This window comes from Bradyrhizobium sp. STM 3561, from assembly GCF_045571455.1.
GTDB lineage: Bacteria > Pseudomonadota > Alphaproteobacteria > Rhizobiales > Xanthobacteraceae > Bradyrhizobium > Bradyrhizobium vignae.
In genome coordinates this window covers 2,719,443-2,745,448 of sequence record NZ_CP120695.1, presented here as the reverse complement: position 1 = coordinate 2,745,448, position 26,006 = coordinate 2,719,443, and the positions used below count along the sequence as shown (strand labels likewise).

Genomic DNA, 26,006 nt, shown 5'->3' with positions numbered 1-26,006 from the left:
GTGTTGGTCGGAGCAAAAGAATTTTCATTTCGGACGCGCCGCGTCGGTCCACTACACTCCGCCAACGTCAAGCTAAAGAGTTCTCTACTATAATACCATTAGCGGCACAGATTCCGCTAGCCCGCCCAGCCCCGACACGCTCTCCAGAGCCGCTATGGCCGTGATGTCGTTCTCGACAAGCGCGATCAAGGACCGGCAATCCAACCCCGTTGCGGCTTTCAGGTTCGCGGCGCGGCGCCGGCGATGCATTCGATCAGACTCGACGCGACCGCCGTCCACGAGAAAATTGGGATTTCCAGGCAGCCTATTCCCTGCCGGGCTCCCCAGAATCGGACAAACGGCCGATCCTGCCCCCCCTTTCGGCCCCCTTCGCTGGGGTGCGCATAAAGCGAACCCCAGGCTGCCGAGTTGCGAACCTAGACCTTTTGACTGAGGGCAGCGACCGACCCAGCGCAAACTGATCTTGCCCTCGCGCGTAAGTTGCGCTTGCATAAGCCCTTTCGACGGGGGGATTTCAGTATGCGCATTTTCATGGTGGCGGCGGCCTGCGCCACGCTGGCTGGCTGCATGACGGCCGGCGAGACAGTCTCGTTCAAGATCTCCAACCCGCAGCAACAAGCTCTCATGAGGGATGGACAGCCAGCCCTCGTCTCTCGACAGAAGAGCTCCCTGGTCCTCGTTCGGCCGGCAGCGCGGCAGCTACAAGCGAACGGCCGGCCCGTATTCGTGGTCGGCATCAATAACCTGAGCCGGCAGCCTGTCGAGTTTCGGGTGGGACAAGTCGAGGCGATACAGCACGCCGCGGGCTCCGACTTCGAAATGAAGATCGTCACCTACGAGATGCTGGTCCAGGAGGAGAAGAATCGCCAGGTTGCGGCTGCTCTCCTCACGGGAGTGGCGGCCGGCGCGAACGCATACAGCGCCTCCCGCGCCGGATACGGCAGCTACACCACGCCGAGCGGACGAACGGGCACGTTCTACAGCCCGACCGCGGCGGCAATCGCTCAGGGCAACGCGGCTGCGCAGAACGATGCGATGATCTCCGCCACAATAGAAACGGGCCAGCGCAATATGGCTGTGCTCGAGCAAGCGGTGATCAAGGACAATACGCTGCTGCCTGGCGAATGGTACGGAGGCCAACTGCACCTGGCGCCGCCGACCGACCAGGGCGGAGCTCAAAAGAGCTACACAATAGTGATCACCGTTGGGCCTGACCGCCATGTCATTGACGTCGCTCAGGGGCCGCCGGGAGTTTAGCCAAATGAACATCGTCCGGCGAAAGGCGCGTCGTGAGCGGCGGCCCAAACCTCTCTCGATCATCGTTGCAGCAGGGCTCTTGATTTGCGCGTCTATGAAGCCCGCCAAAGCTGACTGCAGCAGCGCGATTTCCTCGTACAACTCGGCATTGAGCGACATCGAAAGTTATCTAAGGCGATACACTCGATGCCTGAGCTCGAGCAGCGGGTCAGACGATTGCTCTTCTGAGTTTCGCCGCTTGCGCTCCGCGCAAAATGACTTCGAAAGCGCAGTGTCGGATTATCAGGCATATTGCCGAAGGTGAACTAGTGTTCCGGCATTGCTCGCCAACTCGGCAGTCAACTACGAGGCGCGCTCCGCTATGATGGTCACTGATGTCCACGATCAGGCGATAGCTGCTCGTATGGCCCTGATCGTGGGTGCAGACCGGTTCGACCGGCTCTTCCGGGCCGTCCGGTTCGATGAAGTGGATGGCGACATTCTCTACGTCTACGCACGAGATGAGGATACGGCGGCAGAGATGGAGGACGAGTTCGCGTTGCACATTTCGATCATCGCCTCGAAGATCCTCGATCGCGAGATTAATGTAGTGCTCGTGCTTCCGTGGCACCTCATGAAATCCGAACGATAGCTGTCCACAGACCTGTCCCGGAATCGGTGGACAAGGTCTGCCCTCTACATTTGCTAATCCCTGCTCTGTGCCAACCGCTCGGGACGAGTAGGAGGGCGGAAGGATTCGTTCCGGCAGGAGCGATCTCGATGCTGATGACGAAGGAAAGACGACCGGCGATCCGGACGCTGCGCGGATGGGCGACCAGCGTGCTGCAGGGGGCGGCATCCACGAATGCGAGGAGCACGACTGGATGCAGGACCGCGCCGACCCGCACGCGCGAGCGCGCCCTCGATATGGCACGTCGGGATCCGCCGCCGGGCATCTTCCGTAGCCGAAGTCCGCGATGTCCTAAAATCGATCGGCGACACCTGCCCGGAGTGCTCGAGGGAGTCCGACTAGACGGCAGCGCGTCTGGATTCGAGATATCCAGCCCTGTGCCGGGATCGTCCCCCCCCCCTGACGCCCAAGTCTGCCCATCCATATACCATCCAATCGGATGGCTGACAGAATGGTGAAGTGATGCCGGGCAACGTTCACGAAATTCGACCAAAGCCTTCCGACACGGAAAAAATCACGATCAATCTTGGTTTTGTCGATCTCGGTCAGGTCGATTTGATGGTGCAGGAAGGCTTCTACTCGAACCGTACGGATTTCATCCGGACCGCGATCCGCAACCAGCTCGAACGCCATGCCGACGTGGTCAAGCAGTCCACGGCGCGAAAGAGCCTGGACCTGGGCTTGCGAAATTACAGCCGCGAGGATCTCGAGGCGGCGCGGCGGGCGGGCGAGATGCTGCACATCAATGTTCTGGGTCTCGCCACCATCGCGCCGGACGTCACGCCCGAGCTGGCCCGCGCGACGATTGCATCGGTCTCTGTGCTGGGCGCCCTGCATGCCAGTCCGGCGGTCAAGTCCGCGCTCGCCGACAGGACGAGGTAAGGTCATGTTGAACCAGGACATCATTCGCGAAGCCACACGCCTCACGCGCTCGGGCCAACTGGTCGAGGCCACCGCGCTGCTTCAGCGCATGCTTCGGGGCGAGAAAGAGCGGGGCGCTACCGCACGGATGGCCGGCCACCCCGCCCTTGCTGCAGGAAGAGAGCCGCCGACCATCGACGCCAAGGCGAACGCCGCCGAGACGAGGCGTCCGCGTCGGGCGGCTCAGCCGGCAGTGGATATCGCCAAAAACCTCCACGGGCTCGGACTGGGAGGAGCCCTGAGGCGTGCGCCGCCTTCCATGGCGGACATCGTGCCGGACGGCGCCAGGTTCGTCGAAGGCGTCTACGCAAATGCCGCGGGAAGCCGCGCCTACCGCCTCTTCATCCCGCGCGGCTATCATGGCCAGGCCATTCCGCTGGTGGTCATGCTCCACGGCTGCACGCAGTCGCCGGAGGATTTCGCCGCTGGCACGCGGATGAACTTCATCGCCGAAGAACAGACCTGCTTCGTCGCCTATCCCGCGCAGCGGGCGGAAGCGAACCAGGCGAAATGCTGGAATTGGTTTCGGCCGGCCGATCAGCAGCGCGGCGGAGGCGAGCCCTCGCTCATCGCCGGCATCACCCGCCAGATCATGCGCGACCATTCGGTCGATTCGGAACGCGTCTACGTCGCCGGACTGTCCGCCGGGGCCGCGGCCGCGGCCGTCATGGGATCGACGTACGGCGATCTGTACGCAGCGATCGGCATTCATTCCGGACTGGCCTGCGGAGTAGCCAGCGACCTTCCCTCCGCGCTGATGGCCATGAAGCAAGGCGGCGGACCTGAGGCAATGCCGGGCGACGGCCCGCCCGTGCCGACAATCGTCTTCCACGGCGATCGCGACACCACGGTGCATTCCGAGAACGGCGCTCGGATCGCCCGACAGTCGCTCGGCGGATCCCGCACGAAGGCGAAGGTGCATCGCGGGCGGGTACCTGGAGGGCATGCCTACACTCGCACGGTACACACCGACGCCGGCGGGCGCGGAATCCTCGAACACTGGGAAATCCACGGAGCCGGACACGCATGGTCGGGAGGCAGCCCCGCCGGATCCTACACCGATCCGGACGGACCGGATGCGACGAGGGAGATGCTGCGTTTCTTTCTCGAACATTCGCTGCAGCAGAGACGAAACTAGCGTCACTGCGGACGCAACGATCAGGTCTTGGGCTTGTGTTCGACGGCCGCCTCGCGAGCCAGCCGCTCCGCCTTCAGGCGCTCCCGGTTCGCATGGAATGCCTGTTGGTCCCGCTCATACTCCGAGGCCGGCACCTTGGCGCCTGTATCTCGAAACACCTTTCGAGCTTCCCGCTCAGCCGCCGTCGGCGCTCTCCGGTCCGATCTGCGATTACTCATTGCTCCCTCCTCCAGGCGCAAACGGTCCTTGCGCTATAACTGCGCATTCGGACCGCCAACCTAATGTAGGTTTTCCCCCGGCGGGGCTTTGGGGGAAGTGCCGGGGGCGGAGATTCGACGCCTCCCGAAGCCCTTAGTTCCAATCCGTTCACGTGCTCGCACGCGTATCAGGCCGACTTTCGCTGCGGCTTGGCGGCCGGCTTCTTGGCTGCCGCCTCCTTCGCCGGCTTCTTGCCCTCGATCGGCATCAGCATCTCCTTATGGCCGGCTGCCGCCTTGCGCGGCTTCTTGGGCAGGTTGGCAGTCTTCGCCGGCGCGGCCTCCTTGCCGACGGATCGGCGCAGCGCCTCCATCAGGTCGACGACGTTGGTCGCCGCGGGCTTCGACTTGGGCGTGATCGATTTGCCGGCGCGCTTCTGGTTGATGAGGTCGATCAGCGCGGTCTCATAGTGGTCTTCGAACTTCTCCGGGTCGAACCGGCCTGCCTTCTGGTCCATGATATGCTTCGCCAGGTCGAGCATGTCCTTGGTGACCTTCACGTCCTGGATCTCGTCAAAATACTCGGCCTCGCTACGCACCTCGTACGGATAGCGCAGCAGCGTGCCGACGAGACCCTTGTCCATCGGCTCGAGCGCGATGATGTGCTCGCGGTTGGTCAGCACCACCCGGCCGATGGCCACCTTGTTCATCTCGTGGATGGTCTCGCGGATCACGGCGAAGGCGTCGTGCCCGACCTTGCCGTCGGGCCGGATGTAGTAAGGCCGGATCAGGTACCGCGGATCGATTTCCGATTTGTCGACGAACTCGTCGATCTCGATGGTGCGCGTCGACTCCAGCGCGATCTCCTCGAGCTCCTCCTTGCTCACCTCGATGTACTGGCCCTTGTCGAGCTCGTAGCCCTTGACGATGTCCTCGTTCGGCACCTCGTCGCCGGTGTCCGCGTCCACCTTCAAGTATTTGATGCGATGGCCGGTCTGCCGGTTGAGCTGGTTGAAGCTGATCTTCTCGCTCTCCGACGTCGCCGGGTAGAGCGCCACTGGGCACGTGACGAGCGAGAGTCTCAGAAACCCTTTCCAGTTGGCTCGGGGCGCCATGTACGCAGAACTCCCTGGGGGCTGCCTGAATTCAAGACGATCGGGACGCCGAGGTTCCGACATCCCGCGACGCCTTTCTAGCGTTCAATTTCACGGCGGATCAGGTCGCGGTGGTCGATGTGCGAGGCCAACAGCATCCGGAACGTGTCGAGCACGTCATTGGCCAGCCGGGCCGGATGTCCGGCCCGTTCCAGCGCTTCCACGATTGCGAGCTGCCGGGCGACGTGCCCCTCGCTCAGCACAACGTGACGCTCCGCTTCCACAAGGTGTCGGCGCGCCATCATCTGGTCCATCGGCGCAGCCTACACCCAGGGCGAGCCGGTCCGACATTAAACCCGAGGCGACCAAATTGACTTACATGGAACAAAAAAGGAACATGAATGATGTCCGCCGCTACCGAACCTATCGCGCGCCGAGGGCGACCTGGAGTTCGCCCCCGACCAGGCCATCGCGGCCTGCGGGGGCGACGCCAGGGAAGCGGTCAAGGCCCTGATCGTGGCGAACGACTTCCTCGAGGCCCAGCTCGACGAGCTTCGGTCGAAGGTGTCGACCGGCTACGCCCGTGGACGGCTCCCAGGAGCGCGAGAACGCAAGGATGAGGCAGATGGCTGATGTGACCTACTACGGCGCTCTGCCGTTCGTTTTCTCCGACAAGGGCACGGCCGCCGGCGAGGCGACCGAGTGCCTGAGCGCCAACGTCGCGGTGATGAGGGCCGAGGCGCTGTCCAGAAAGCGCGGCCACGCGGGCGCCATTGCGTTTTCGCGGACCGGAGACCCGTCGAGCGGAGACTTTGGCGACGCCAACGTCATCCGGAAGTTCGGCGAGGTGCCCGACGATCTCAGCGCGCTGTGACCGACGAGGATCACGCGTCGCTCGGGCCCGCGCCGTCTTCCGGCGCGAGCAAGCTCAGCGCGGTCTCGATCTGCGCGAGCAATCTTTCGATCTCCTCGCGCTCGTTCGGCCCAGGATCGCTCTCGAGCTGCGCCAGGAGCCGTTCGTTCCGCGCCAGCAACTTCGCGACGGTCGACATCGCACCTCCCCACGTTCCCAGCAGCACCTGTCGAGGATTTGGTGGGCTGGCGTCGATCTCGCCAGCCCTGTCCCGGCAACGGAGGACCACGGCGGCTTGCACGCGCCCTCAGGCATGGACGTTGGACGGGAGAGTGGCGCTCTTCGGGCGCTACTTCGCCGGCGGACGCAACGGACTGTCCACCCACTTCCGGGCGGCGGGATCGTGCAGCGGATCGTCGTCGCAAGCGGGACAGACGTATCGGTCGCCGCCGCGCCCCGTCCGGTCCGGGACAAGCTTCATCGCCCTCCCGCAGACCGGGCACAACTTCCGCACTTGGTGCGATACCGACATCCGATTTCCCCGCCGCACCGAGCTTAGTTCCGGACGGAGCGCTCGCTCAAGACAATTCGCCAGGCGCGCGGCGCAACGCGGTTCGACGATGACCGAGCAGTTATCGCGGAAGGCGGCCCCGGCCGCATCAAGCGGTATGACCGGGGTCAATGTGCTTGGGCGTGTTCTTCTCGACTTGCGGTACCATGCGGGCGGGATCGGGAGCCCCAGGAACGCCCCGCGGGCCGAGCTGCTCGCGCGCCATGTCGTCCTCGGTCTTGTCAGGCGCTACGCCGTTGATCGGGCGCGGACGCATGATCCTCTTCCCCGGGCGCATCGGCGGTCAATCGACCGAGGCACCGAGCGCCGCTCCAGACCTCTATGACCGGATGTGCTCCGAGGAGTTTCGCGGCTCGACACCGTGCGTCGTCATCGGCGCCGCACTCCAGCTCATAGACCGCATGGACGACGCCGCATAGATCGACTGCATAGGCCACATAACGCATGGCAGTGCACAAGCGCGATGTTCAGCACACCCGAACGACTCTCACGACAGACCTTTGTTCCCGAGAATTCGGAATGTCATCAGTTCGGTCGCTCCGAGCCCCCGAAAGCAACGGCACGTTTGCCGGCGGACGCTTCGCCCAGTGTCGCCGCCCATGTCGCCCCTCGTCGCTCCGAATGCGCCAGACCACTTGACGCGAAGCGCGCTCCGCACTGAAATCGGGTTTTCAGTGATGTTGCGGGGGTGGCGTCGTGGAAGAGTTCTACAGAGGCTTCGCGCAGCGGGCGCGGGACCTGGCGGAGAAAGCGGATCCGTTCACCAAGCGGCGCCTGCTCGACCTGGCAAAACGGTACGACCTCAGGAGCAACGGATCGACGCAGGGACGGGCGCCTGCGCCTCGCGCGACGCCACCGACGACACTCTTCTCGGGCCCGGGAGAGGCCTGACTCAGTCCTTCCCCTCATTCGGGTCCGGCGCAGCATTGGCGCGGCGTTCGTAGTCTTCCGCCAGGGCCGTGAGCCGCTGGATCACCTCCGGATCGGTGATCGAGGCAGCCAGGCGCCGACACCTCCGGGCTTCTGCGAGCAATCGGGTCCTCTCGTCTTCCATGGCAATTCCAGCCCGCATCCTGCAAGGGGGGTCGCGGCCTCCTCCGCAGCCGCGTTCGTCAGCCGTCCTTCAACGCGTCCTTGACGTCCCTCGCTGGCCAGATCTCCCCCGCGGGCCTCACCCGCACCCTGCCGCTGCCGCCGAGCAGTTCGTGCGTGGCAACCTCGTCCTCTGCTTCGACCACCGTCAGTTCGGTCTCGGGCTTCCAGTCGAGCGTCAGGTCGAGATCGCCCGGAAAGATCTGCCAGCGCGAGCCGTCCTCGAGTTCGACGATGTGACTCTCGCAGTGGGAGCGGATCTTCATCTCAGGCCGCATCAAGAGTCCCGGGGCGGGTCGCGCGGCACGAACGGACGCCGCAACCGGCCAGCCCCGTCACCGTGGCACCTTGGACACCTGAACCGGACATCCGCCTGTGCGGATGACGTCCGCTGCAGGCTCGCGGCCATCGGCCAGGCACCACAGCGGACCACGGGAAAGTCAGGCGTGATTTCCCTGATCTGACGCGCCAGCTCCCATCCGCTGATGCCGTCATCCAGGTTGACGTCCGTGAGCAGCGCCCTACCCCCCTTGCGGCCATCGCGAAACGTAGACATAGCCGCCTCTCCCGAATGGACCGAGCAGGCCTCGAAACCGCCGTCGAGCAGGGCGTCCTCGATGAAGCTGCAGATCAGCGCTTTATCCTCGACGACCAGAAGACGAACGGTATTATCCACTTTCAAGCCTCAAGCGACCGGCACGCCGTAATAGGCATTCACCGAGCGCGTGGTCGCGGGGTCGCTCCAATTCCAACTGCTCTCGTCGGCGTATCTTGGGGCGCCGCGGAGCTGGTCCTGGGTGATGCCGGTGACGTAGCCACCGAGATCCGTGTCGTATTTCAGCGCCTGCCAGGGCAGCGGATAATGATCATCGCCGATGCCGAGCAGGCCGCCGAAGCTGAGCACGGCATACGACACCTTGCCGCTGACCTTGTCGATCATGATGCGCTCGATGTAGCCGACCTTCTCCCCGTCGGCACCGTACACGTTCGTGCCCTCCACCTTGTCGCTGCCGATCAGGCTGAACGTCTCGCGATCTTCCATGGCCATGTTGACCTCTTGGATGTTGTCTTCGGAAGTCAACGGGGCCACGATGGCTCCGTTCCTGGCACAATCCGCGGCGGAATGTTGATTTCGCAGGGATGAAGCGGCCGGATCGGATGACGCGCCGCAATGTGCCGGACGAAGTCGGCGAGCGGAGTTAGAGCATGGAGCTGACCGATCTGGAGCGCGATTTTCTGAGGAAGCTCCTCGGCGAATCCTGGGTCAGCCCGCCGACGTTCGACCATGAAATCGTGGCGCGACTCGTGGAGCTGGGTCTCGTGGAAACCGAACCGCTTCCATCCGGAGATACCGAGTATCGCATCACCGACGCCGGGCGAGCGGCGGCTACCGCGTGAACCACAGATCGGCGAGCCGCGGGCAGATCGGAGGAACGATAACCTTGCCACCCCATTGAACTGCAGGAACCGTCGCCCGCTGTTGAACTACGGCCCCTGTCGCGGATAGCCAAAGGTCTCACGACCCGCTATTCAGAACTACCGCTCGCGAGGATAGCCAAAGGCGGCGGCCTCTCCGGACTTCCGTGTTCTCGAAGCCACGCGCCGAGGCGCCCGCCCGGCCCCCCCCCCCACACCCGCATTATCTGCCCCTCAGCGAGAGACTGATGCGCGTTACGATGTCGTCCCACTCGCGCTCTTCGCTCGCCGGGTAGTTGATCAGGACGCAGTGAATCAATCCGCTCGAGAAGTTGCACCGGTTGTACCAGACCTTGTCGCCCTTGTAGCTGGACACCGCAAAGAACCGAGGCGTCGTTCGCTTGTACTGAATGCGCGCGGGCGGATGCTTCTTTGCGAGAAATGCAGCGGGTGAATCGTTCGAGAGGTTGGGTACGGCCTGTATCGTAAGGTCGGCTCGGCCGTCAGCCGTCCGAAATCGCTGTCCGTAGCCATCCGGCCGGCCGGCTTCTTCGGTAAAGATCGAGGCCGGGAAATCCACCGAGGTACCCGTCTGCGGGATGGAATAGGTCGTCCATCTCACCCGTTGAGCCGAGACCATGGAGCTCGAGACGGCAAGTCCGAGAACGAGCGCCGACACCACCCATTGCATCGCGTCTCCTCCCAGGAGTCATGAAGACCCGTCTCGGCTTCGATCATCATGGCTATCGATCGCCAACGACAACGTCACTGCTGATCCGGCTTCTTGGCCGGCGGACCGCTCTTGTTTCCGGGCAGCCCCTTGATGTCGGACGTGTCCTGCTGCTGGACGGTCGGATTCTGCTGGTTGAGCGTGGAGCTGGAGCCGACGGTCTCTCCCGGTTTTGCCGCCGGGCCATTCTTGTTGCCAGGCTGACCGGCGATGCCAGTGCCCGAGTTCTGCGCGCTCGGCGCGGATGAGACATCCGGTCTGGTCGTCTGGGCAAATGCAGCCGAAGCCGACATCGCCAGGACGAACACGAGAGCGCTCGCGATGGACCTCATTTTGAATCCTTCACTCTGAGTTTCGGAATCGCGGATCGCGACTAGCTGGAGTCCGAACGTGCGGTTGCGTCGTGCGTTCCTAGCTGTCTGACTGACATCGCTCGCCGTGATCCGAGAAGGCCGAGCGCGATGCGCCAAACCACCGTCTAGGAGCCGAGCGCGTCGGCGGGCATATCCCAGAAACCTGGAAATGTTCGGGATGGATCAAACCCGTTGATCTGGGGTTGATTGGCCGAAACCCTATTGAAAGGCTCGCCCCTATGGCTGAGCTGGCTCCGGCGGCGCCGCAAGGCACACCGGCCTCGCGAGTCGCGTCTTCGCCCATGCTGACCGCCGGTGGCATCGTCCTGGCCATCGGAGCGCTCTATCTCGGCCGGGAAATCTTCGTTCCTTTTGCTCTTGCTATCCTGCTGAGCTTCGTTCTCACACCCCTGGTCAATTGGCTAAGACGCTGGAAAGTACCTCGCATCGCAGCGGTACTAATCGCCGTTTCCCTTGCTTTTATCGTGGTCGCGGGAATCGCCTTGGTCGTCGGGCGGCAACTTGTCCAGCTCGCGACCAACCTCCCAAATTATCAGACCACCATCACCGAGAAGATCCACTCGTTGCAGAGCTCGGCCCCAGGCGGTGGAGTCGTCGACGCCGTCACCACGACGATGCAGGATCTTGGCAGAGAGATCTCGGGCGAGGAGAAAAAGTCCGAGCCCGCCTCGTCCGGGCTTGGCGCAGGTACCGGGACTCGGGAACCTGTCACGGTGCGACTGGAGCCGCCCCAGCCGAGACCGTTGGAGCTCATTCGCTCTGTCATAGGTCCGTTGCTGGCACCGCTCGCGACTTCCGGGCTAGTGGTCATTTTCGTGATCTTCGTGCTGCTCGAGCGGGAAGACCTGCGCGATCGATTCATTAAATTGGCAGGAGCCGGCGATCTTCAGAAGAGCACGCAGGCCCTCAACGATGCCGCCTCCCGGGTGAGCCGCTATCTGCTGATGCAGCTTGTTGTTAACCTGACCTACGGCATCCCCATCGGTGTTGCGCTCTACTTTGTTGGCGTACCGAACGCCATTCTCTGGGGCCTGCTCGCAGCGGTACTCCGATTCATTCCCTATCTCGGTCCTTTTCTTGCTGCGATCTTTCCTGTTGCCCTGGCCATCGCTGTTGATCCAGGCTGGACGATGCTGTTCTGGGTCGTCGGGCTGTTCCTTACGGCTGAACTCATCAGCAATAATGTCATTGAGCCCTGGCTTTACGGCTCCAGCACGGGGCTGTCATCTCTTGCGATCATCATCGCCGCGATCTTCTGGACGATGCTGTGGGGACCCGTTGGGCTATTCCTGGCGACACCTTTGACCGTCTGCGTAGTCGTCATCGGGCGCTACGTCCCGCAGTTGGAATTCTTGGGCGTTCTGCTTGGCAGCGATCCTGTGCTTGCGCCTGAAGAGCAGCTCTACCAGCGTTTATTGGCTGGCAACCTTGAGGAGGCGGTCGAGTTCGCCGAAAACTATGTCGACGAGTGTTCCTCGCGCGAGCTGTACGACAACGTAGGCATTCCGGCTCTGCGCTTGGCGGAAAATGATCGCCAGCGCAGCAGTGTCGACACCAACTACCGGCGCCTCGTCGCGGATACGGCTATCTCGATTGTGCGGGAGGTCGACGACCATGTCCGCGAGAAAGCGTCTGTGGAAGAGGGAAATCATCTGACGCAACAACCATGCGTCCTTTGTCTCGCCGGACGTACGGAGCTTGACCATGCAGCGTCGGAGATGCTCGCCCAGGTGCTTCAGGAGCGCAATATCGGCGCCAAAGTCCTGCCGCCGATCGTGGTCAGCCGGGGAGCATTGGAGCAGCTTGATCTCCAGGGGGTGGACGTGGTGTGCCTGTCCTATTTTCACCCGCAGCCCCAGGTCTATGCGCGCTATGTCTTTCGTCGCCTACGTCGCCGGGCTCCCCAAGTGAAGTTTGTCGTCTGCTGCTGGAATTTGATTGCCGGAATGGAACAGGCGGAAGAGCTCAAGAGGCAGATGGCGGCCGACGCAGCATTCGCATCTCTGCAAGCCTGCACCGAGCAGGTGGAGGCATGGATCGGTCGGGCGGCAGCTCGCGGCGATGCGCCCCAGGTTACGGCTGAGGTCGAGCGGGCGCAGCACACCGCGCTACGCAGCCTTGGCTTGGATGCCTCGAAACGTCAGGCCTTGGATGAGGCGTCCAGAAAAGTCGCGCAAGCCTTCAACGTTCCGATCGCGCTGGTGTCCTTGGTCGATGATACTCATCCAACTGCCCCGGACAGGCTCCCCCAGGAAGTTCAAGCAGGTCTGCAGGGCAACCATGAGGGCTCCCTCGACGCGCATGTGATCGCTGCAGACGATATGTTGGTGTCCGAGGATGTCACCGAGGATCCGCGTTTCGCCGATGATCCGCGTGTGCTGGAGAGAGGCATTCGCTTCTACGCAGGAGTCCCGCTGAGAGCTTCATCCGGTCATGTCGTGGGCTGCCTTTGTGTAATCGATACTCAACCGCGAGAGTTCGCCAATCGAGATCGTCACCGCTTACAGGAAATGGCGAACCAATTGATGGTAGACATCCAGAGTCACCAAAGCGACCACTGACGTCGGTTCCCGAAAGATCTCGAACCTGCGGCCCCCCCCCCGGAATCGAAATCCGCTCCAGTGGCAGCACCGCATCGATCAATCCTCCATCGTCCAGCAGCGTAAGGCCTCCTTGACCGAGTTGCCTGTGAGCCCTCCGCCCAATATCTAGCGGCTTGCCACAGACCGCCCTCTGCGGAATCGATTGGAATGTGCCACACCGCTACCTGTTTGGTCATGCCCCACCCCGTCCGCCGCCATACACCGACACACCCCGACGGCCGGCCGATGAAAATCACGTTTGGCCAGATGCGCGCGATGGGCCTGAGCGGCATTCTGGTCTACTGCCACTGCGGCCACCATGTCGCCCTGGACGGCGCCCCGTGGCCGGACGAGGTGCGGCTGTCGGACATTGAGCCCCACTTCGTATGTCAGGGCTGTGGCGCCCGCGGCGCCGACGTCCGGCCCGACTTTGAGCGAGGTAATCCGAAGTTGGCAATCACGGGCCACCGACCCGAGAGCGATGAAAGATGACGAAGTTCGCTCTCCCACGTGCCTATGCAGATCCCGAAGCCGCCGCCCGGCAACTCGTCCAGCTAGCCGCCAGCAGCCGGCATCAGGTATGCCGTCGAGCACGGCTGGCTGATGATCCACGAGAGCGGGACGTACATGAAGCTACTGACGTGACTGCTCTCGCGGCATCTTCACTATTGCCGCCCTTTTGCTTTTGGGTCGTTCATTGTGGCGCCGGGGTTAGCCGACCTGGGGCTGCTTGACGCACCTTGGCCGGTAGTGAGAGCCGACGAGTCGGTCTGGCCACCCCCTCCGGCACTGGCTCCGCCGGTTCCGCCTGCTCCGCCGTCTCCGCTTCCACCAGCGCCCGCGCCGGCACCCGCACCGGCGCCCGCTCCGGCACCCGCGCCGCCCGCACCACCTGCCCCGCCCCCAGCTCCGCCTTGCGCCGAGGCTGCGGCAATCGATCCCAACACCAACGCGACTGCTAAGGCAATCGTAGCGATTTTCATGTTGTACCTCCTTGCTGAAGTTTGCAAAAACTGAACGTCGCAAGGATCGTTCCTAAGGCGCGGTATGTGTGCGCACTTTCGCGGTCGAGGCGATCGGTAGGTGCCTTGAAGCCACCAGACCTCGGCAACTTAGGACCTGCGATCGTCAAGTCACCGGTCGGGCCGCTTCCTTGACGGCTTGGCCCGTGGTTGCCATTCCGGCGGCATAGGCTGCTCCCGCGCCAAGAAGAAGGGCGCAGAAGCTTGCAAACATCGCGTAGGCGAAGTGCTTCCGGGCTGCATCAATTTGAACGGGCGTTGCAGCTGTCGTTGTCGCGCCCACGGTTTCCCGTCCCGTATTGTGCGTCCAGTACGCGACGCGCGTGCTGGCGGAATATGACGGCCCGACGAGGTTGCTGGCGATGCTGGTCGCCGAAGCCGGCAACATCGCCGCCGCAGCGACCACCACCACGGTTGCGACCGCCCAGGCGGCCATCGCATGCCCGACCCGACCGAGGCCAGTCTGATCCGGCGAATTGGCTGCCGCAATGGCCCCACCTAGAAATGCGGCGATGATCCCAGAGACCGCCCACCACACGAATGCGGCCCAGCCTGCGCCGGCAGGCGCCGATGAAGCAGTGGGAATGTCGATTGCAAGCAGACCGATGCCGAACCCCAACATAGTCAGCAGGATCTGGACAACCAACGAAGTGAACACGCCGGCCAGTACGGCTGACCATGTCCAGGCGAAAAACATATTGGGAAGGGTGCGTGTAGCCATGGCGGACTCCTCGTGCTGCCGGTTCCAACGCGCGGTTAAATCGTCCGTTCCTGTTGCAGGAACTCCCGATGGGTTCTGGATTTGGTGTTCTAAGTAACAACAGGAGGATGTGCGCCATGACGTTTGGAAGAGGTGCCTTATTGTGGCTGCTCGGTATTCCTCTTCCGGTGATCCTGCTGCTTGCACTGTTCTGGCGCTAGCTCGCAATCGACCGGAGAAGATGCAGCGAAGCCGATTAGTCGGCTGACAATGCCGCAAGATGAAGTAGGCCAGCCAGGCCGCCCGGCTGGACGCTGTGGGCGGGCCGTTTGTCTGTGAGATTTGCGGCCACCGCGCGCCGGCAGCGAGTTTAGACGGTACCGCTTTAGAGGCACAGCATGTCACAAGCCCGTAGCATAGCCATTGCACAGTGAAATCAACTGGGATTTCAGGGCTCAGTTAGAGAATAAAGCGCTGCCGGGACCTGTATTTCGAGCCCAGCAGCGCCTCTTCGTCAGCCAAGTTTATCTGAGGAGCCGTCCCATGCCATCGGCCACCATTGAATTGATAGTTTCCGCTTATGTACGTTTGAGGAACCGGCGAGCCCTGGACGATATGCGTGAACTTCGGCGCGGGCTGCTCAAAGATCTGCAGATTGCGGCCGGCTCCGATTCGCGTCGGGCCCTGGAGCAGGTTCAGGAGGACTTGCGAATAATAGAGCAAGGGCTGGAGCAGCTCCGACTGCCACAAGTGACGCCGCCCCAGAACGAATGGCGCTGAATGGTTGTCCCTTAGTGCCGACGGCCGCCAAGCAGTCTCGATCGAGCCGACTCCCGGCCGAGGTCGATCGATGACCAGATGAGGTGAGGTTGTCTGATCTCGAGCCGCGATTCATCTGCAAGGCCTGCGTGGCGCGATCGTCAGGGGTGGCAGTGAGCCGACCATCATGTGCGCCTTTCCAAGCCCGAATCGCGCTAAGGCTGGCTCATGAAACTCATGTCAGAACGTCCTTTCGCCAATCCGGAAGCCGCAGCGCGCAAGCTGGTCGAACTCGCCTCCGGCACCGAGCCGGTTCAGGACGGTCGGATCCATATCGAGAAGATCAACGCGCCGTTTCTCTACACACTCAAAGCCAGCGGAGCCGAGTTTGGCGTCGGCATCAAGCACGCGGTCGAACGCGGCTGGCTCGAGCTGCACGAGAGCGGGACCTATGTCCGTCTCTTGACGATGGAGGCCGCCAACTGAGGCGGCCTCTGATACTGAGGAAATTACGGGTGCTCAGAAAGACAGAAGGGCTATTGCCGCGAGCACCGTATTCAAGGCTCCTATCGCGATAATGGCAGCCGTAACAAGGCGGTCATGGTTTGGCATTTGCACCTCCCCGCCGCTAAAGCGCCGGCATTTCAATCTAAGCGGGAAAAGTAGGAAGAATTGACGGCAGTCGACAAAAACGCGGCCCCAGCGCGGTGGTGCCGCGTTTCGCCACTTTGAGTCAGGACGGCCGGGACCTCTGGATTTGGGTGCTAGATAGCGCTGAAGGGATGGCGCATCTGCGCACGGGGAAGAGGCTGCGAATCTCGCCGGATGGCGCCGCAATGTTCGACTTCAATCTGTCGCAGGGCGGTAAGGATCTGCCAGCCATCGAATGCCATTAGCGGCGTGGCCTTCTCCAACGCCCTGCGCAATTCCGCGGCGCATGGTTCCGGAATTAACTTGGACCGCGCCCATCAAGCTTAACGACGCAATGATCGCGCGAGCGCCGGCTGTAGCCGCTAGGCTGCAAACATGGCGAAACGCAACCGTCAACGAAGCAAGCCGGCACGGGAGCCGCTCGACCCTGAGATCGCGGCTCGATGGGCGGAAATCCTTCGCCTGCGCGAGCAGATCAAGAAGGCGCTTGCGAAGCGCCGAAAGAAAAACAGAAAGGGCCGCGATAGCTAGCGCATCCGCCTTGCGCGTACCGACCGAGTGGCGGTTATAGCCGCGGCCCGGCGGGTGTGAACCGACGGACCTCTGTTCGAGTCAATTAATGTACAGTCAGTCTACGTATTCCTTGCGAATCCGGCCACGATCGGGAAGGATGCGCCTCGCGCGCCGATTTTCGGCGCTGCGCCGAACGGCCTCAGCAACCGCGCCAGCCCCGGAGCTGCTTGAGGCCGTTTGCCGTCATAACTTATGGCATGATCATTGCTAAGGTAAGCTAACTGGGATTTCAGCGCTCAGTTCGAGAATAAAACGCTGCCGGGACACGAATTTCGAGCCCGGCGGCGTTCTACTTCGAGACGGACGGACACAGTTGCCAGCGTAAACTAAATGAACGGCCTCAGCTGGGCGGCTGAGGCCGTTGGGGTCCGCTCCGGCATCGGGGGGTACGTGGATAGGCCGGAGCAAAGAAGCAATTCGCCACACTGCCGCTTGTTCCTACTCGTAAGCGCCGCGGGAAATCTTATCTTCAGCTCATGCGTATGGCGTACGAGCTCTGCCTGGCCACTGCCGCCAAGCAGGTGCCCTCAGGGCCAGACTGGATTCATGAAGTGAAGCACGACGGCTACCGGATGCTAGTCATCCGGGAGAACGAACGCGTGCGCATGCTGTCGCGCAACGGCACCGACTGGACCAAGCGCTATCCCTGGATTGCCGAGGCGGCGCTGAAGAACCGGCAGAAGCGCTTTGTGATCGATGGCGAGGCCGTGATCCTCGGAGTAGATGGCATATCCGACTTCAACGCGCTGCACTCCCGCAAGCATGATCACGAAGTCCAGCTTTACGCCTTCGACATTCTTGCGATGGGCGGAGACGACTTGCGCGGCCTGCCTCTGCACCTCCGCAAGACAAACCTGGAGCGACTATTGGCTCGGCGGCCGGACGGGATCACGGTGGCGCCGTTTGAGCGTGGCGAGATCGGGCCTGACCTATTCCGCGCAGCATGTCGCATGGGTCTCGAAGGGCTCGTGTCCAAACGTCGCGATCGGCCTTACCGCGGCGGCCGGCAAAAATGCTGGATCAAGGTCAAGAACCGCAGTCACCCAGCGATCGGAAGGGAGTTATGAACTCCGTCTGACTGGGATCAGACAGAGAACTCGGGCGCTGCGCGAGTGGTGCGTTGGGCGGCCTCGGTGCGTCCGCAAGCCAGCCCCGGGAAGCGCGGGTCATGTGGCTTCGAGAACGAGGAATATGAAGAAGCTACGAACTGAGGCGGCCTTGTTCACTTGGGACGGAGCTTCTTGACAAGTGCCCGCAGGTGGTCGGCGGCCCCTTTGGCGACCTGCCGAGCTTCCTTGGTACGATCTAGCAAAATGTCTCGAGGCGGCATTTTTGCTATCGCCTCTTCCAGCTCGACCGCGATAGCTCTGTAGCGCGCAAGCAGCCTCGCGAGCGCATTGCGCTTGAGTTCACTCGTTGCGGCCTGCTGCATGCGCTCGCATTCTGCAATTTGCCCGCGAAGTAGCTCTAGGTGCGCTTGCATGTCCTTCATGGTCGTTCCTCTCCGGGAATGTACCACTTTTTACCGAAAGAGAATCATCTCGGAGCACGTCTCTTTGCGCCTAGCCTAGATACGACACGTCCTTCGCACGCGACGCAAGCTCAGCCTCAATCTTGTCAATCTCGGCTTGGTTACTCGCGATGAAAGCAGCCAGTTCGTCGCGAGACATTTCGGAGAGTGACTTTTGCTGAGAGGCCGTCTCCTTGCGAGTTGGCGCAATGTGCCCTGCCCGATCCAACACCTTGATAGAAAGGTCCGCTCGGACGCGAGCGCTGACGCTTGCATCTTGGAGCAGCGACTTCGCCACCCGATAAGCCAACGGCGCCCCAACAACTGCCAGGTCCAGCTGGATGGACTCCGAAATTGCAGCAGCGACTGCCGGCAGCCGCATGGTCTTATAGACCGATTTTGGGTGGTAGCCAGCGAGCTCCGCAGCCTCCTCGCGCCGCCTGCCCTCGTTGACAATAAGGCGCACCAATGCTCGCTGTTGTTCAGTGAGATCGTAGGCCGCAACAGAAGGCATTCAGGTCTCCCTAATCTTCGCGCGACGCGTTGGCGGCCGCGATCAGACGACGCAAGTCAATATTGTACTGCGGCACATTCGGGTTCTTTATTGGGCGCTCCAGGAGGTACGCCGCCACGTTCGGATCGAACCATGCCATGTGGATAATCTCGTCCGCATTCTGCTTGTTCGAAGGCATCATCTCGAGGAGGAGCTTGAATCGCTTGATCAAGCCGCCACCGGCGAGATCACCCTTAAAGTGTCGAACGGCCAGCTGCGCCCAACCGGGAATGTTGATTTTCTCAGCTGTGTCGCTGCCCACAGTCGCTCGCTTTTCTGCCTCCTTGAAATAGGACAAAATCTTGTGTGCCTGGCGGAGATTGTTCATCTCCTCCGGCGAGAAAGTCTTCGCGAGCAGCGTCTCGTTGTCTTTGAACTCCTTGACCAGCCGCGCGAACTGGACCTCGAGCGTTTCACCGACCTGCCGCGTTCCCTGCACCTTATCCGCCAGGACTTCCGACATCGCGGCCTTCCAGCCGCGCTGGGCTTGCGCGTCGTGGCTGACCAGGGCGCTGATTTCATCCAGCTTCTTCGCCCCACCGTATTTGTCGTTAAGAACGCTCGACGCCGCCTGCCGCGGATCTTCGCGGATCAAAGTGCCGACAATCGATCGGTCGACTTCGGCCTCGGTGGCCTTTCGTGCCGTCCGGGCTGCTTCCAGATCGGCACGCGCCTGCGTTGACAACTGCTCGCCGCGGCGCGCCTGAGCGATGATATCATCGAACTCTCGCCGGATGGCCGGGAACTGCGCGAGGATCTCAGCATGGTTATTTGCCCACGCCGACGCGCGGATCGGATTAATCGTCCCATCCGGGTTTAACGCGGACATTGCCAAACTTGATCGATAATGATCGCGCAGCGCTGTTTCGCCCGCCGTCATCGCGGACGAGCCCTGCAGTGCGCGCGGCAAAGTCGCAGCACTTTCGGCGCTATTCAGAAAGCGTCCGGCCGTCTCACTTGGCGGCGTTGCGCCGCGATTGAGCTCACCGTGGATATTCTGGCCTCCGCGATCGATCGCACGGGTGAACTTTGCCATCGCGTCATTCGGCTCGGGGCGGAAGCGCGCGGCGAATTGCTGATAGTTGGCGTTCGCTTCGGCGTAGCCCGGAGCCTCCTCGATCGTGCGATTGATCGCCGTGCGGAGGCGCCCCAGGTTATCTGCGAGATCGAAGTTGCCGCGCGCCTGCGCCTGTTGCTGCGCGGGTCCGATGAATTTGCGTAGATCCGCTAGGTCAGCTCCCGAGGCCGTGCCCGGCCCACCGACATTGACCATCTGGCCGCTCTCCGGAGGATGCTCCAGCATTCGCGGCCGCAGGGCGTCCAGGCGCCGCATGAAGTCCTCGGGGAGCGTACCGGGCGCGAGGTTGTTCGCGCCGGCGCGAATGCGATCGATCGCGCCGAACACGTCATCGGCAGGGAGCTGCTCGTTACGGCCGGGCGCGGTGTCGAACCGGCGGTTTTTCTCGGCACGGGCCGGAAGGTAAGTGTCATCAACCAAGGCCCTGTCGAGCGCCCGGGAGGCGTTGGCCTTGGCCTCGGAGTTGGCTACGGCGCTGAGCGGTTGCCCTTGGTCGCGCCGGATCTGGTCGAGCGAGTTGACCGCGTCTTGGCGTTGCAGGACGTCTCCTTCCGCGGCGCTGATGCGCTCGGCGCGCGCTTCGGCCGCGCGGCGCATGACCGCGCCCAGGTCCGCTCCCGGATCGCGCATGGCGTCCACGCGCTCGGCCGCGGCCGCCTTGACGTTCTGGTCTCGCTTGACGAACTCAGGCGATGACTTAAGGCGTGCGGCTTGCTCGGCTGCGATGAGGCCGGGATCTTTTGAAAGCAGCCCCGATGTAGGCATAGCAGAGGCCTGGAGCGCCGTGCCGCCCTCTTCCGGCTTCGCCAGCGCGGCCGCGTTTTCTCGAATGTCTTGCGCCAGGGCTCGCGGGGAGCCGGTAGCCGCCGACTGGATCTTTGCCGCGGCACGGTCGACATCGGCAGCACTATACGGGGCCTTTGTATTCGGGTTGAGCGGGATCGGCGCCGGCGCGGACGAGAAGGTCTTCGAAGCCAGATTTCGGATCAAGCCACCAAGACCCTCGACGCCGGCCTGCAACGTGCTGGCGCCAGAAGCGCCGGCCAGTGGGGCCAATGCATTTGTTACGTCCTTCAACCCATGCCCGACATAGTGGCCAAAGACGCTTGCATCATCGGGAACGTAGTTGTCGGCAGCGTTGACCGCGATGCCAGCGCCCACACCGCCGATTGTATCGCCCACTAACGTCCGCGCCGGCGCTTCCGCATAGGGGCGCGCCATGTGATCCAGCACCCGCTCAGGAACGGTCTCGGATCGCGTAGCTGCGGCCGCCACTTGCGGGGCGCGCTGCGCCAACATAGCGCCGGTGCCGATGGCTTGGGTGCCGAACCGGTTGGCGTCGTAGGCGAGCTTCTCGCTCCGCGACATCGTGGCCGGATCGATGACCGGGATGCCGGTGGCATCGACGGCCTTCTCGACCAGCTTGGACGCTGGCGTGGCCATCGGGATGTTCGTCCCGGCCAGCTTGTTGATGCCGGACACGATCGCGTTCTGCGCGCCGGCGACGAGGTCGAATGGGCCGGTAACGATGTCAGTGAGGCCTTTGCCGACGCCTTGAGCGCCGACCTGGAAGTCACGCACGGCGCCGCCAACGCTGGACGGCAGGATCGACGCGGGGCGCTCGATGGGCTTGGGCTGCTCGGGGGTGACGTAGAGCCGGCCTTGCTGCGCGGCGTTCGTGGCGGCGACGCCGGGGGCGGTCGCAAACGGATCATGATCCACCGGCACGAGTTTGGGCTGCGGCCCCACGATGGGATCGAACGGCGGCGGCTTCGCGTCGGGGAAAGCGGCCCAAGGATCGTGATCGACCGGCACTAGCGTAGGCTGCCGGCCGGCTCCCTGCCCCGGAATGAGATCCTCGAATGATATATTTGGCGCCGCCGGCGAGTGTGCGTGCAGCTGCCCCTGCAGGATCTGCCACGCCTGCTGAACCGTGGCACCTTCTGGTCCAGTCACGCGGTAAGTCTTACCTTCAGGCGACGTGAAATCGAAGGTGCGCCCCTTCGGGATGAGGTCGTCGAACATTCTCCCCTTCGGAGCGGAAGAAGCGCCTTCAAGTTGAGCAATAAGCGCTGGATCCGTAACGGGTCGATCCAGCTTGTACCCAGCAGGTAGCGGTGGGACCGAAGCCGGCGTGTCGCGTTTGTATCCTGGCGGGAGCGGAGGAACGGGCCGCCCAGGAGCGCCGTAGTGCCTCTGCATCGCCCGCGTCATCTCGTCGTTAGAAACGCCCGCGGGAAACTCCACGATCGCGCCATCGGGCCCCTGCACCTGAATCGGTTGGTCCACGCGCGGCGCGCGTGGGCTCGAGCTCAAAGCGCGCTGGATGTCCGCACGCGTGAAGTCGTCAGGAAATTCATGGCGTTGGCCTTCGAATTCGATCAACTGCGGCATCGTCAGTGAGCCTTGATGATGTAGTTGAGCACGATCGTCGGCTGAACGTTGTTGTGCGCGCCGCCGCCTCCGGTCGACTGGATCGAAATGCCCGTGACGTTCGCCACGATGGTCGACGTCTGAGGGCTTCCTGGCACGATGTAGGTATTGCCGCTCGTCGTCTGGATACTGTTTGTACCCGTCACGACCGGGTTGTTGTTGAAGCTGTGCGCGTGACCCGGATCCGTGACGCTGTGAGCATGCGACGGCATCTGCGCCGACGTCAGGGTCACCGACTGCGCGCCACCGGTCCCCCCTAATGCATCGCCGAAGCCCGAGACAGCAGCGGTGAGCCGTCCCGCAGCAGAACCGTTCATAACGTCCACGCCGGCGGGAACGCGCCCGCGCATATCGGGCTTCTTCGGGTTGCCGGAGCCGTCTTGACCGAAGGGAAAGCCGTCAGTGACGTATCGGGCACGAAGTGCAGGATACGGCGTATCCGAAAGGAGCACGCCACCGTCGGCCCAATCCCATCCCGCCGGGAGCGTTGCGCCCGACCACGGCAGCGGGCCGAGGCCTGCGGGCATGGCGATGCTCGGCTCCAGCTTCGACAACGTAATCGCGCCCTCGGCCACTTTCGCCGTCGTGACGTTCAGATCGGCCAGTTTAGTCGTCGTGACGGCACCGGTCGCAAGCTTCGAGTTCGAAACGACACCGTCGGCCAGCTTGTTCGCGGCGACCGCGCCGTCGGCCAGCTTGGCAGACGTGATCGAGCCGTCGGTGATCGCCACCGCGGCCGTGAAATCGGCGATCTCGTCCCACTTGCTTGCGTCGAAACTGACGCCGGAGGTGTGGGTCGTGTTCGCGATGTAGAAAATCGAATTGTGGAATACGGTGTTGACTTCGGCGGTGTAGAGAACACCGGTCGCCCACTGCGACGGAGCCGCAAAACCGAGAGTAACACTGCTGTCGAACTGCGCTCGACCGACGGAGCCTCGCTTCAGGACACCGTCGTCGTCCTGGATCTTGGCCAGGTTCTGCTGGGTGTCGTCCATCGCCAGCTTGACGGCGTTGAACTCCGCGTCGAAGAGATTTCCAGGAATCTGATCCTTAGGATTCTCCGCGCTCTTAAGCGCAAAGGACGTTTGACGGTCGTAGGGAGTTGATGACATTGCTCGCCGACGGGGTGAGAGAAAGTGCGCGGGATTGCGCGGTGGGTGCCGTCGGCGAAGCGGCGTAGACGTCCGTGAGATAACTCTAGAGGAATGAAGTGAGCAAAAAGTTACGGCGATACTCCTGTCACGCCGTCTACAGATATGGGTCTCGGGCTGGTGCGCTGCAGCGAGAGCGCCGCTATGCTGCGGCGCGCCTAGCGCCCGCGCTTCCATGGTCGGCACATCGGTATGAGTTCACAATTTGTCGCCAGATGAAGAACCGTTCTGGAACACGCCCCAAAAAATTGCATTATCCCTTGCTCATCAATGTATGAATTGAGGCCGACTATGCGTCTTCTTAGTAGAATAGCGGCGATAGCAATAGTACCGGCATGGATGTGCACACTAGATCCTGCTTTAGCAGAAGACTTCAACGATAGGTGGTCTATCATTCCAAAGGCACAAGCCGAGCCCGCTCCTGTAGTACCGGAGCAAACCAATCAGAGCCCGCAGACGCAGCCCGCTATTGAGCAGGAGCCGACGCAGAGTTCGGGAGATCGTTCAGGTACTCAATCTTTCAATCGAGTGTTTTCCGGGAAAGCTTCTTACTACTCTTATCAGAAACGGAAGACAGCGAGCGGCGCCACATTCGATCGGAATTCGCTTACTGCTGCGCATCGCACCCTGCCGTTCGGCACGCACGTTCGCGTCACCGATTTGAAAAGCAGCAAATCGGTGGTCGTTCGCATCACCGATCGCGGACCATGGGCTCGCGGTCGCGTCATCGACCTCTCGCTTGGCGCCGCTCGTAGCTTAGGAATTACCGGTCGTGGCGTCGCCCAGGTTCGCGTAGTGGTGCTTTAGCTGCAACTAGGTGCCCCGCAAGGACAGCAGTCGTTGGCCGGCCAGCAAACCGAGGGCGGCCTTGCACTCGCAAGCTCGCTCGAAGCGAACGTCGAGTTCTGCGCGCAACTACGCTGGCTCACATTAATTCACTTCCAGTTCAGCCCCACTGAGCGTGGGCGGGCTAGAATGTGGGCCGCAAGCAGCCCCGCGGTGTTGCTTGCCGTACAACTGTCGAGGTCCTTGAAGGGACGTGTGACTGCCGATAACGTTTGATCGTAATTTACTCGGGGGGATTTCAGTGCGCTTTTTGCTTTGCCTGCCTTTCGCGGCAGCTGTTTTTGTAACACCGGCATTTGCTGCTCCGCCAGCAAGCTGCGCCTCCAAATTCGTAGGTGAATGGCGGCATTCCGGAGGAAATAAGGGGACGCTTACCGCTGACGGAAGGGCCATCTGTAGTGAGCACGCGGCGTGTCAGGCTGAGGGCACCTGGACCTGCTCCGGCAATAACCTGACTTACACGACCAGCCTGGGCTCGTGGGTGTACACGCTACAACCCGACGGCTCGATCACGGCCAACGGTGGCATCGCACGGGCCGTGCGCATCGGTCGAGCGCCCGCGGCAACCGCCAAGCCGGCGGAGACCGGTTCGAAGGACGCAACACTAGCCGGCAACCAAAATGGAAAGCCGGCCAAGCCGACGAAAGATTGTAGCGGCGTGAGCGGCAAGATAGACGGCGTCGAGCTCAAGCCGATGAAATGCGATGATGCACCGCCGAAGGCCGCTGCGGCCACACCGCCTCAATCGCCTCCCGCGGCAAAGCAGTCAAGTTCAGGCGTTGTGTCAGGTTCGAAAGGCGCATTAGAGGCGATCGCCGAGATCTCTCCGGAATTGAAGAAGGCGCTCGAAAACGCAGCTCGCAATGTAGAGCATGCGAAGATCGACCCTTCTCGAGTGAAGGAGCCGGTGGTCCGCGAACCCGAGCGACCCAGAACGGAAGCAAAGATCTCTCCTTCGGAAACGACGTCGAGACCCGCCGCGAACAATGAACCCTCCGCGCCGCCACGCGCAATCACTGAGCTTGATCCGGATGATTATGCCAAAACTTGCAGGGATGAATCGTTCAAGAGCGGCCTCAAGAGTTTGAAGCAGGATATTGACGCCGCCACAGAAGACGTCATGCGGCAGCGCGATCCTATGAACACGAGACCAGTTCGTGGCGTTAAGTTTTATGCGGAAAAACTCAAGCTCATAAAGAAGGTTCTGAAGCTCTGCGCGGTCGAAGTGCTCAAGAAGCAGATTATCGAACCGCTCGAGACTACCGACCTCTTCGATGATCCCTCGTATGACGCTCGATGAGCGTGGCCGCGGACTTTTGAGTAATCCACATTTAGCGAAGCGGCTTTGCGGCCTTTGGAGACCGCGCCGGCGCCTCCCCCCTAGGGGTGGGTGCCGGGAGTGGTGTAGGCGAGCTGTGACATTCTCCAGGTCGCCGCTTGCGGTTCGCTATCAAGCGACGCGCGGTCGCCCGGCGCAACGTTCCAGGGATTGCTTATGCACGAGCAAGGCATGCTGCTAAGCGGTTGGTCTAACTTGAGTGTTCGTGCGCAACGGCCCGAGCAGGAGCTGTGTCTTCTTGTCGTGCAATGCGCGATTTCAAAACCCGACAAAAGCGCATAAATCGATAAATGCGCCAACCGGATCAATCGCTCAGCTGTCTGGTTCTACGTGTTAGACTTTTCCAGACAAAATATTCGTTGCCGATTTTTCGACATGCCGCATCCTGAGGGCGGGTCGAAAGCCCGAAACACTAGCCGAGAGCCAATCCGGTAAGCGGCAATCACAAATCTTGTCCAGGGGCCGCGCGCGTATGTCCAAGGCGCACGCCCAAAGG

The 26,006-nt window shown here is 62.1% G+C and carries 32 protein-coding genes and 1 pseudogene; 17 read left to right on the top strand and 16 right to left on the bottom strand.

All coding sequences use genetic code 11. The features are described 5' to 3' along the window. Nucleotides 1–519: 519 nt before the first annotated feature. From P6U28_RS12850 to P6U28_RS12830, 5 genes and pseudogenes are all read left to right on the top strand, one after another. Complete coding sequence (locus P6U28_RS12850) at nt 520–1,257, top strand: hypothetical protein (RefSeq protein WP_407122383.1); 738 nt, start codon at nt 520–522, stop codon at nt 1,255–1,257. Nucleotides 1,258–1,618: 361 nt separating this feature from the next. Further along, on the top strand, nt 1,619–1,888 hold the full coding sequence (locus P6U28_RS12845; protein ID WP_407122381.1) for a hypothetical protein: 270 nt from the start codon (nt 1,619–1,621) through the stop codon (nt 1,886–1,888). Between the two features lie 128 nt (nt 1,889–2,016). Next, nucleotides 2,017–2,269, top strand: a pseudogene (locus tag P6U28_RS12840) (hypothetical protein). 120 nt (nt 2,270–2,389) lie between these two features. Next, nucleotides 2,390–2,809 carry a CopG family transcriptional regulator gene (locus P6U28_RS12835; RefSeq protein WP_407122380.1) on the top strand — a complete coding sequence of 140 codons (420 nt, stop codon included), beginning with the start codon at nt 2,390–2,392 and terminating at the stop codon, nt 2,807–2,809. A gap of 4 nt (nt 2,810–2,813) precedes the next feature. Further along, nucleotides 2,814–3,986 carry an alpha/beta hydrolase family esterase gene (locus P6U28_RS12830; protein WP_407122378.1) on the top strand — a complete coding sequence of 391 codons (1,173 nt, stop codon included), beginning with the start codon at nt 2,814–2,816 and terminating at the stop codon, nt 3,984–3,986. Between the two features lie 20 nt (nt 3,987–4,006). Here P6U28_RS12830 and P6U28_RS12825 read toward each other — a convergent pair whose 3' ends face one another. The 3 genes from P6U28_RS12825 to P6U28_RS12815 all read right to left on the bottom strand — a co-directional run bounded on the left by P6U28_RS12825 (nt 4,007) and on the right by P6U28_RS12815 (nt 5,591). Continuing rightward, entirely contained in the window at nt 4,007–4,204 is a 198-nt protein-coding gene (locus P6U28_RS12825; protein WP_407122377.1) for a hypothetical protein, read from the bottom strand. Nucleotides 4,205–4,371: 167 nt separating this feature from the next. Continuing rightward, nucleotides 4,372–5,298 carry a Ku protein gene (locus tag P6U28_RS12820; RefSeq protein ID WP_407122376.1) on the bottom strand — a complete coding sequence of 309 codons (927 nt, stop codon included), beginning with the start codon at nt 5,296–5,298 and terminating at the stop codon, nt 4,372–4,374. A 77-nt stretch (nt 5,299–5,375) separates the two neighbouring features. Further along, nucleotides 5,376–5,591: a hypothetical protein gene (locus tag P6U28_RS12815; protein ID WP_407122375.1), complete on the bottom strand. Its 216-nt coding sequence runs from the start codon at nt 5,589–5,591 to the stop codon at nt 5,376–5,378. A 311-nt stretch (nt 5,592–5,902) separates the two neighbouring features. Between P6U28_RS12815 and P6U28_RS12810 the strand changes: the two genes are divergently transcribed. After that, the gene (locus tag P6U28_RS12810) at nt 5,903–6,151 is read left to right on the top strand and encodes a hypothetical protein (protein WP_407122374.1); all 249 of its coding nucleotides are present in this window, start codon (nt 5,903–5,905) and stop codon (nt 6,149–6,151) included. Between the two features lie 10 nt (nt 6,152–6,161). On the opposite strand, the gene P6U28_RS12805 is transcribed toward P6U28_RS12810, so the two are convergent. Both P6U28_RS12805 and P6U28_RS12800 read right to left on the bottom strand, forming a co-directional pair. Further along, entirely contained in the window at nt 6,162–6,329 is a 168-nt protein-coding gene (locus tag P6U28_RS12805; protein ID WP_407122372.1) for a hypothetical protein, read from the bottom strand. Between the two features lie 460 nt (nt 6,330–6,789). After that, nucleotides 6,790–6,957 (bottom strand): hypothetical protein, encoded by a 168-nt coding sequence (locus P6U28_RS12800; RefSeq protein ID WP_164937075.1) that lies wholly within the window; start codon nt 6,955–6,957, stop codon nt 6,790–6,792. Here P6U28_RS12800 and P6U28_RS12795 point away from each other — a divergent pair. Beyond that, on the top strand, nt 6,956–7,120 hold the full coding sequence (locus P6U28_RS12795; RefSeq protein WP_407122371.1) for a hypothetical protein: 165 nt from the start codon (nt 6,956–6,958) through the stop codon (nt 7,118–7,120). The two genes, P6U28_RS12800 and P6U28_RS12795, sit on opposite strands and share 2 nt — an antisense overlap. 277 nt (nt 7,121–7,397) lie before the next feature. After that, on the top strand, nt 7,398–7,592 hold the full coding sequence (locus tag P6U28_RS12790; RefSeq protein ID WP_407122370.1) for a hypothetical protein: 195 nt from the start codon (nt 7,398–7,400) through the stop codon (nt 7,590–7,592). Nucleotide 7,593: 1 nt separating this feature from the next. On the opposite strand, the gene P6U28_RS12785 is transcribed toward P6U28_RS12790, so the two are convergent. From P6U28_RS12785 to P6U28_RS12770, 4 genes are read right to left on the bottom strand one after another with little or no spacing between them, the layout of a single operon-like run. Further along, complete coding sequence (locus P6U28_RS12785; protein ID WP_164937073.1) at nt 7,594–7,755, bottom strand: hypothetical protein; 162 nt, start codon at nt 7,753–7,755, stop codon at nt 7,594–7,596. Between the two features lie 58 nt (nt 7,756–7,813). Next, nucleotides 7,814–8,059: a hypothetical protein gene (locus P6U28_RS12780; protein WP_407122368.1), complete on the bottom strand. Its 246-nt coding sequence runs from the start codon at nt 8,057–8,059 to the stop codon at nt 7,814–7,816. 11 nt (nt 8,060–8,070) lie between these two features. Further along, nucleotides 8,071–8,469, bottom strand: coding sequence for a response regulator (locus P6U28_RS12775; protein WP_407122367.1), 399 nt, complete (start codon nt 8,467–8,469; stop codon nt 8,071–8,073). Between the two features lie 9 nt (nt 8,470–8,478). Continuing rightward, complete coding sequence (locus tag P6U28_RS12770; RefSeq protein ID WP_407122366.1) at nt 8,479–8,841, bottom strand: PRC-barrel domain-containing protein; 363 nt, start codon at nt 8,839–8,841, stop codon at nt 8,479–8,481. Between the two features lie 158 nt (nt 8,842–8,999). On the opposite strand from P6U28_RS12770, the gene P6U28_RS12765 reads away from it, so the two are divergent. Beyond that, the gene (locus P6U28_RS12765) at nt 9,000–9,191 is read left to right on the top strand and encodes a hypothetical protein (RefSeq protein ID WP_407122365.1); all 192 of its coding nucleotides are present in this window, start codon (nt 9,000–9,002) and stop codon (nt 9,189–9,191) included. Between the two features lie 241 nt (nt 9,192–9,432). On the opposite strand, the gene P6U28_RS12760 is transcribed toward P6U28_RS12765, so the two are convergent. Together P6U28_RS12760 and P6U28_RS12755 are read right to left on the bottom strand one after the other, a co-directional pair. Then, nucleotides 9,433–9,900, bottom strand: coding sequence for a hypothetical protein (locus tag P6U28_RS12760; RefSeq protein ID WP_407122364.1), 468 nt, complete (start codon nt 9,898–9,900; stop codon nt 9,433–9,435). 74 nt (nt 9,901–9,974) lie between these two features. Beyond that, a complete protein-coding gene (locus P6U28_RS12755; protein ID WP_407122363.1) occupies nt 9,975–10,271 on the bottom strand; it encodes a hypothetical protein in 297 nt (98 codons plus the stop codon). A gap of 323 nt (nt 10,272–10,594) precedes the next feature. Here P6U28_RS12755 and P6U28_RS12750 point away from each other — a divergent pair, with 323 nt between their 5' ends. Both P6U28_RS12750 and P6U28_RS12745 read left to right on the top strand, forming a co-directional pair. Beyond that, complete coding sequence (locus P6U28_RS12750) at nt 10,595–12,874, top strand: AI-2E family transporter (protein ID WP_407122362.1); 2,280 nt, start codon at nt 10,595–10,597, stop codon at nt 12,872–12,874. Between the two features lie 216 nt (nt 12,875–13,090). Beyond that, nucleotides 13,091–13,387 carry a hypothetical protein gene (locus P6U28_RS12745; protein WP_407123061.1) on the top strand — a complete coding sequence of 99 codons (297 nt, stop codon included), beginning with the start codon at nt 13,091–13,093 and terminating at the stop codon, nt 13,385–13,387. A 636-nt stretch (nt 13,388–14,023) separates the two neighbouring features. On the opposite strand, the gene P6U28_RS12740 is transcribed toward P6U28_RS12745, so the two are convergent. Continuing rightward, nucleotides 14,024–14,638 carry a hypothetical protein gene (locus P6U28_RS12740; RefSeq protein ID WP_407122360.1) on the bottom strand — a complete coding sequence of 205 codons (615 nt, stop codon included), beginning with the start codon at nt 14,636–14,638 and terminating at the stop codon, nt 14,024–14,026. 522 nt (nt 14,639–15,160) lie between these two features. Between P6U28_RS12740 and P6U28_RS12735 the strand changes: the two genes are divergently transcribed. The 4 genes from P6U28_RS12735 (at nt 15,161) to P6U28_RS12720 (ending at nt 17,667) form a co-directional block, all read left to right on the top strand. Beyond that, complete coding sequence (locus P6U28_RS12735) at nt 15,161–15,397, top strand: hypothetical protein (protein WP_407122358.1); 237 nt, start codon at nt 15,161–15,163, stop codon at nt 15,395–15,397. A 207-nt stretch (nt 15,398–15,604) separates the two neighbouring features. Continuing rightward, nucleotides 15,605–15,862: a hypothetical protein gene (locus P6U28_RS12730; protein WP_407122357.1), complete on the top strand. Its 258-nt coding sequence runs from the start codon at nt 15,605–15,607 to the stop codon at nt 15,860–15,862. A 540-nt stretch (nt 15,863–16,402) separates the two neighbouring features. Next, the gene (locus P6U28_RS12725; protein WP_407122356.1) at nt 16,403–16,558 is read left to right on the top strand and encodes a hypothetical protein; all 156 of its coding nucleotides are present in this window, start codon (nt 16,403–16,405) and stop codon (nt 16,556–16,558) included. Between the two features lie 518 nt (nt 16,559–17,076). Continuing rightward, entirely contained in the window at nt 17,077–17,667 is a 591-nt protein-coding gene (locus P6U28_RS12720; RefSeq protein ID WP_407122355.1) for an RNA ligase family protein, read from the top strand. Between the two features lie 155 nt (nt 17,668–17,822). On the opposite strand, the gene P6U28_RS12715 is transcribed toward P6U28_RS12720, so the two are convergent. The 4 genes from P6U28_RS12715 to P6U28_RS12700 form a co-directional block, all read right to left on the bottom strand. After that, a complete protein-coding gene (locus P6U28_RS12715) occupies nt 17,823–18,092 on the bottom strand; it encodes a hypothetical protein (protein WP_407122354.1) in 270 nt (89 codons plus the stop codon). Nucleotides 18,093–18,162: 70 nt separating this feature from the next. Then, the gene (locus P6U28_RS12710) at nt 18,163–18,624 is read right to left on the bottom strand and encodes a DUF1192 family protein (protein WP_407122353.1); all 462 of its coding nucleotides are present in this window, start codon (nt 18,622–18,624) and stop codon (nt 18,163–18,165) included. A gap of 10 nt (nt 18,625–18,634) precedes the next feature. Beyond that, nucleotides 18,635–22,135: a hypothetical protein gene (locus tag P6U28_RS12705; protein ID WP_407122352.1), complete on the bottom strand. Its 3,501-nt coding sequence runs from the start codon at nt 22,133–22,135 to the stop codon at nt 18,635–18,637. A gap of 2 nt (nt 22,136–22,137) precedes the next feature. After that, nucleotides 22,138–23,286 (bottom strand): phage tail protein, encoded by a 1,149-nt coding sequence (locus tag P6U28_RS12700; protein WP_407122351.1) that lies wholly within the window; start codon nt 23,284–23,286, stop codon nt 22,138–22,140. Between the two features lie 330 nt (nt 23,287–23,616). On the opposite strand from P6U28_RS12700, the gene P6U28_RS12695 reads away from it, so the two are divergent. After that, complete coding sequence (locus P6U28_RS12695; protein ID WP_407122350.1) at nt 23,617–24,132, top strand: septal ring lytic transglycosylase RlpA family protein; 516 nt, start codon at nt 23,617–23,619, stop codon at nt 24,130–24,132. 280 nt (nt 24,133–24,412) lie between these two features. Continuing rightward, nucleotides 24,413–25,471: a hypothetical protein gene (locus tag P6U28_RS12690; protein ID WP_407122349.1), complete on the top strand. Its 1,059-nt coding sequence runs from the start codon at nt 24,413–24,415 to the stop codon at nt 25,469–25,471. The last annotated feature ends 535 nt before the right edge of the window (nt 25,472–26,006 follow it).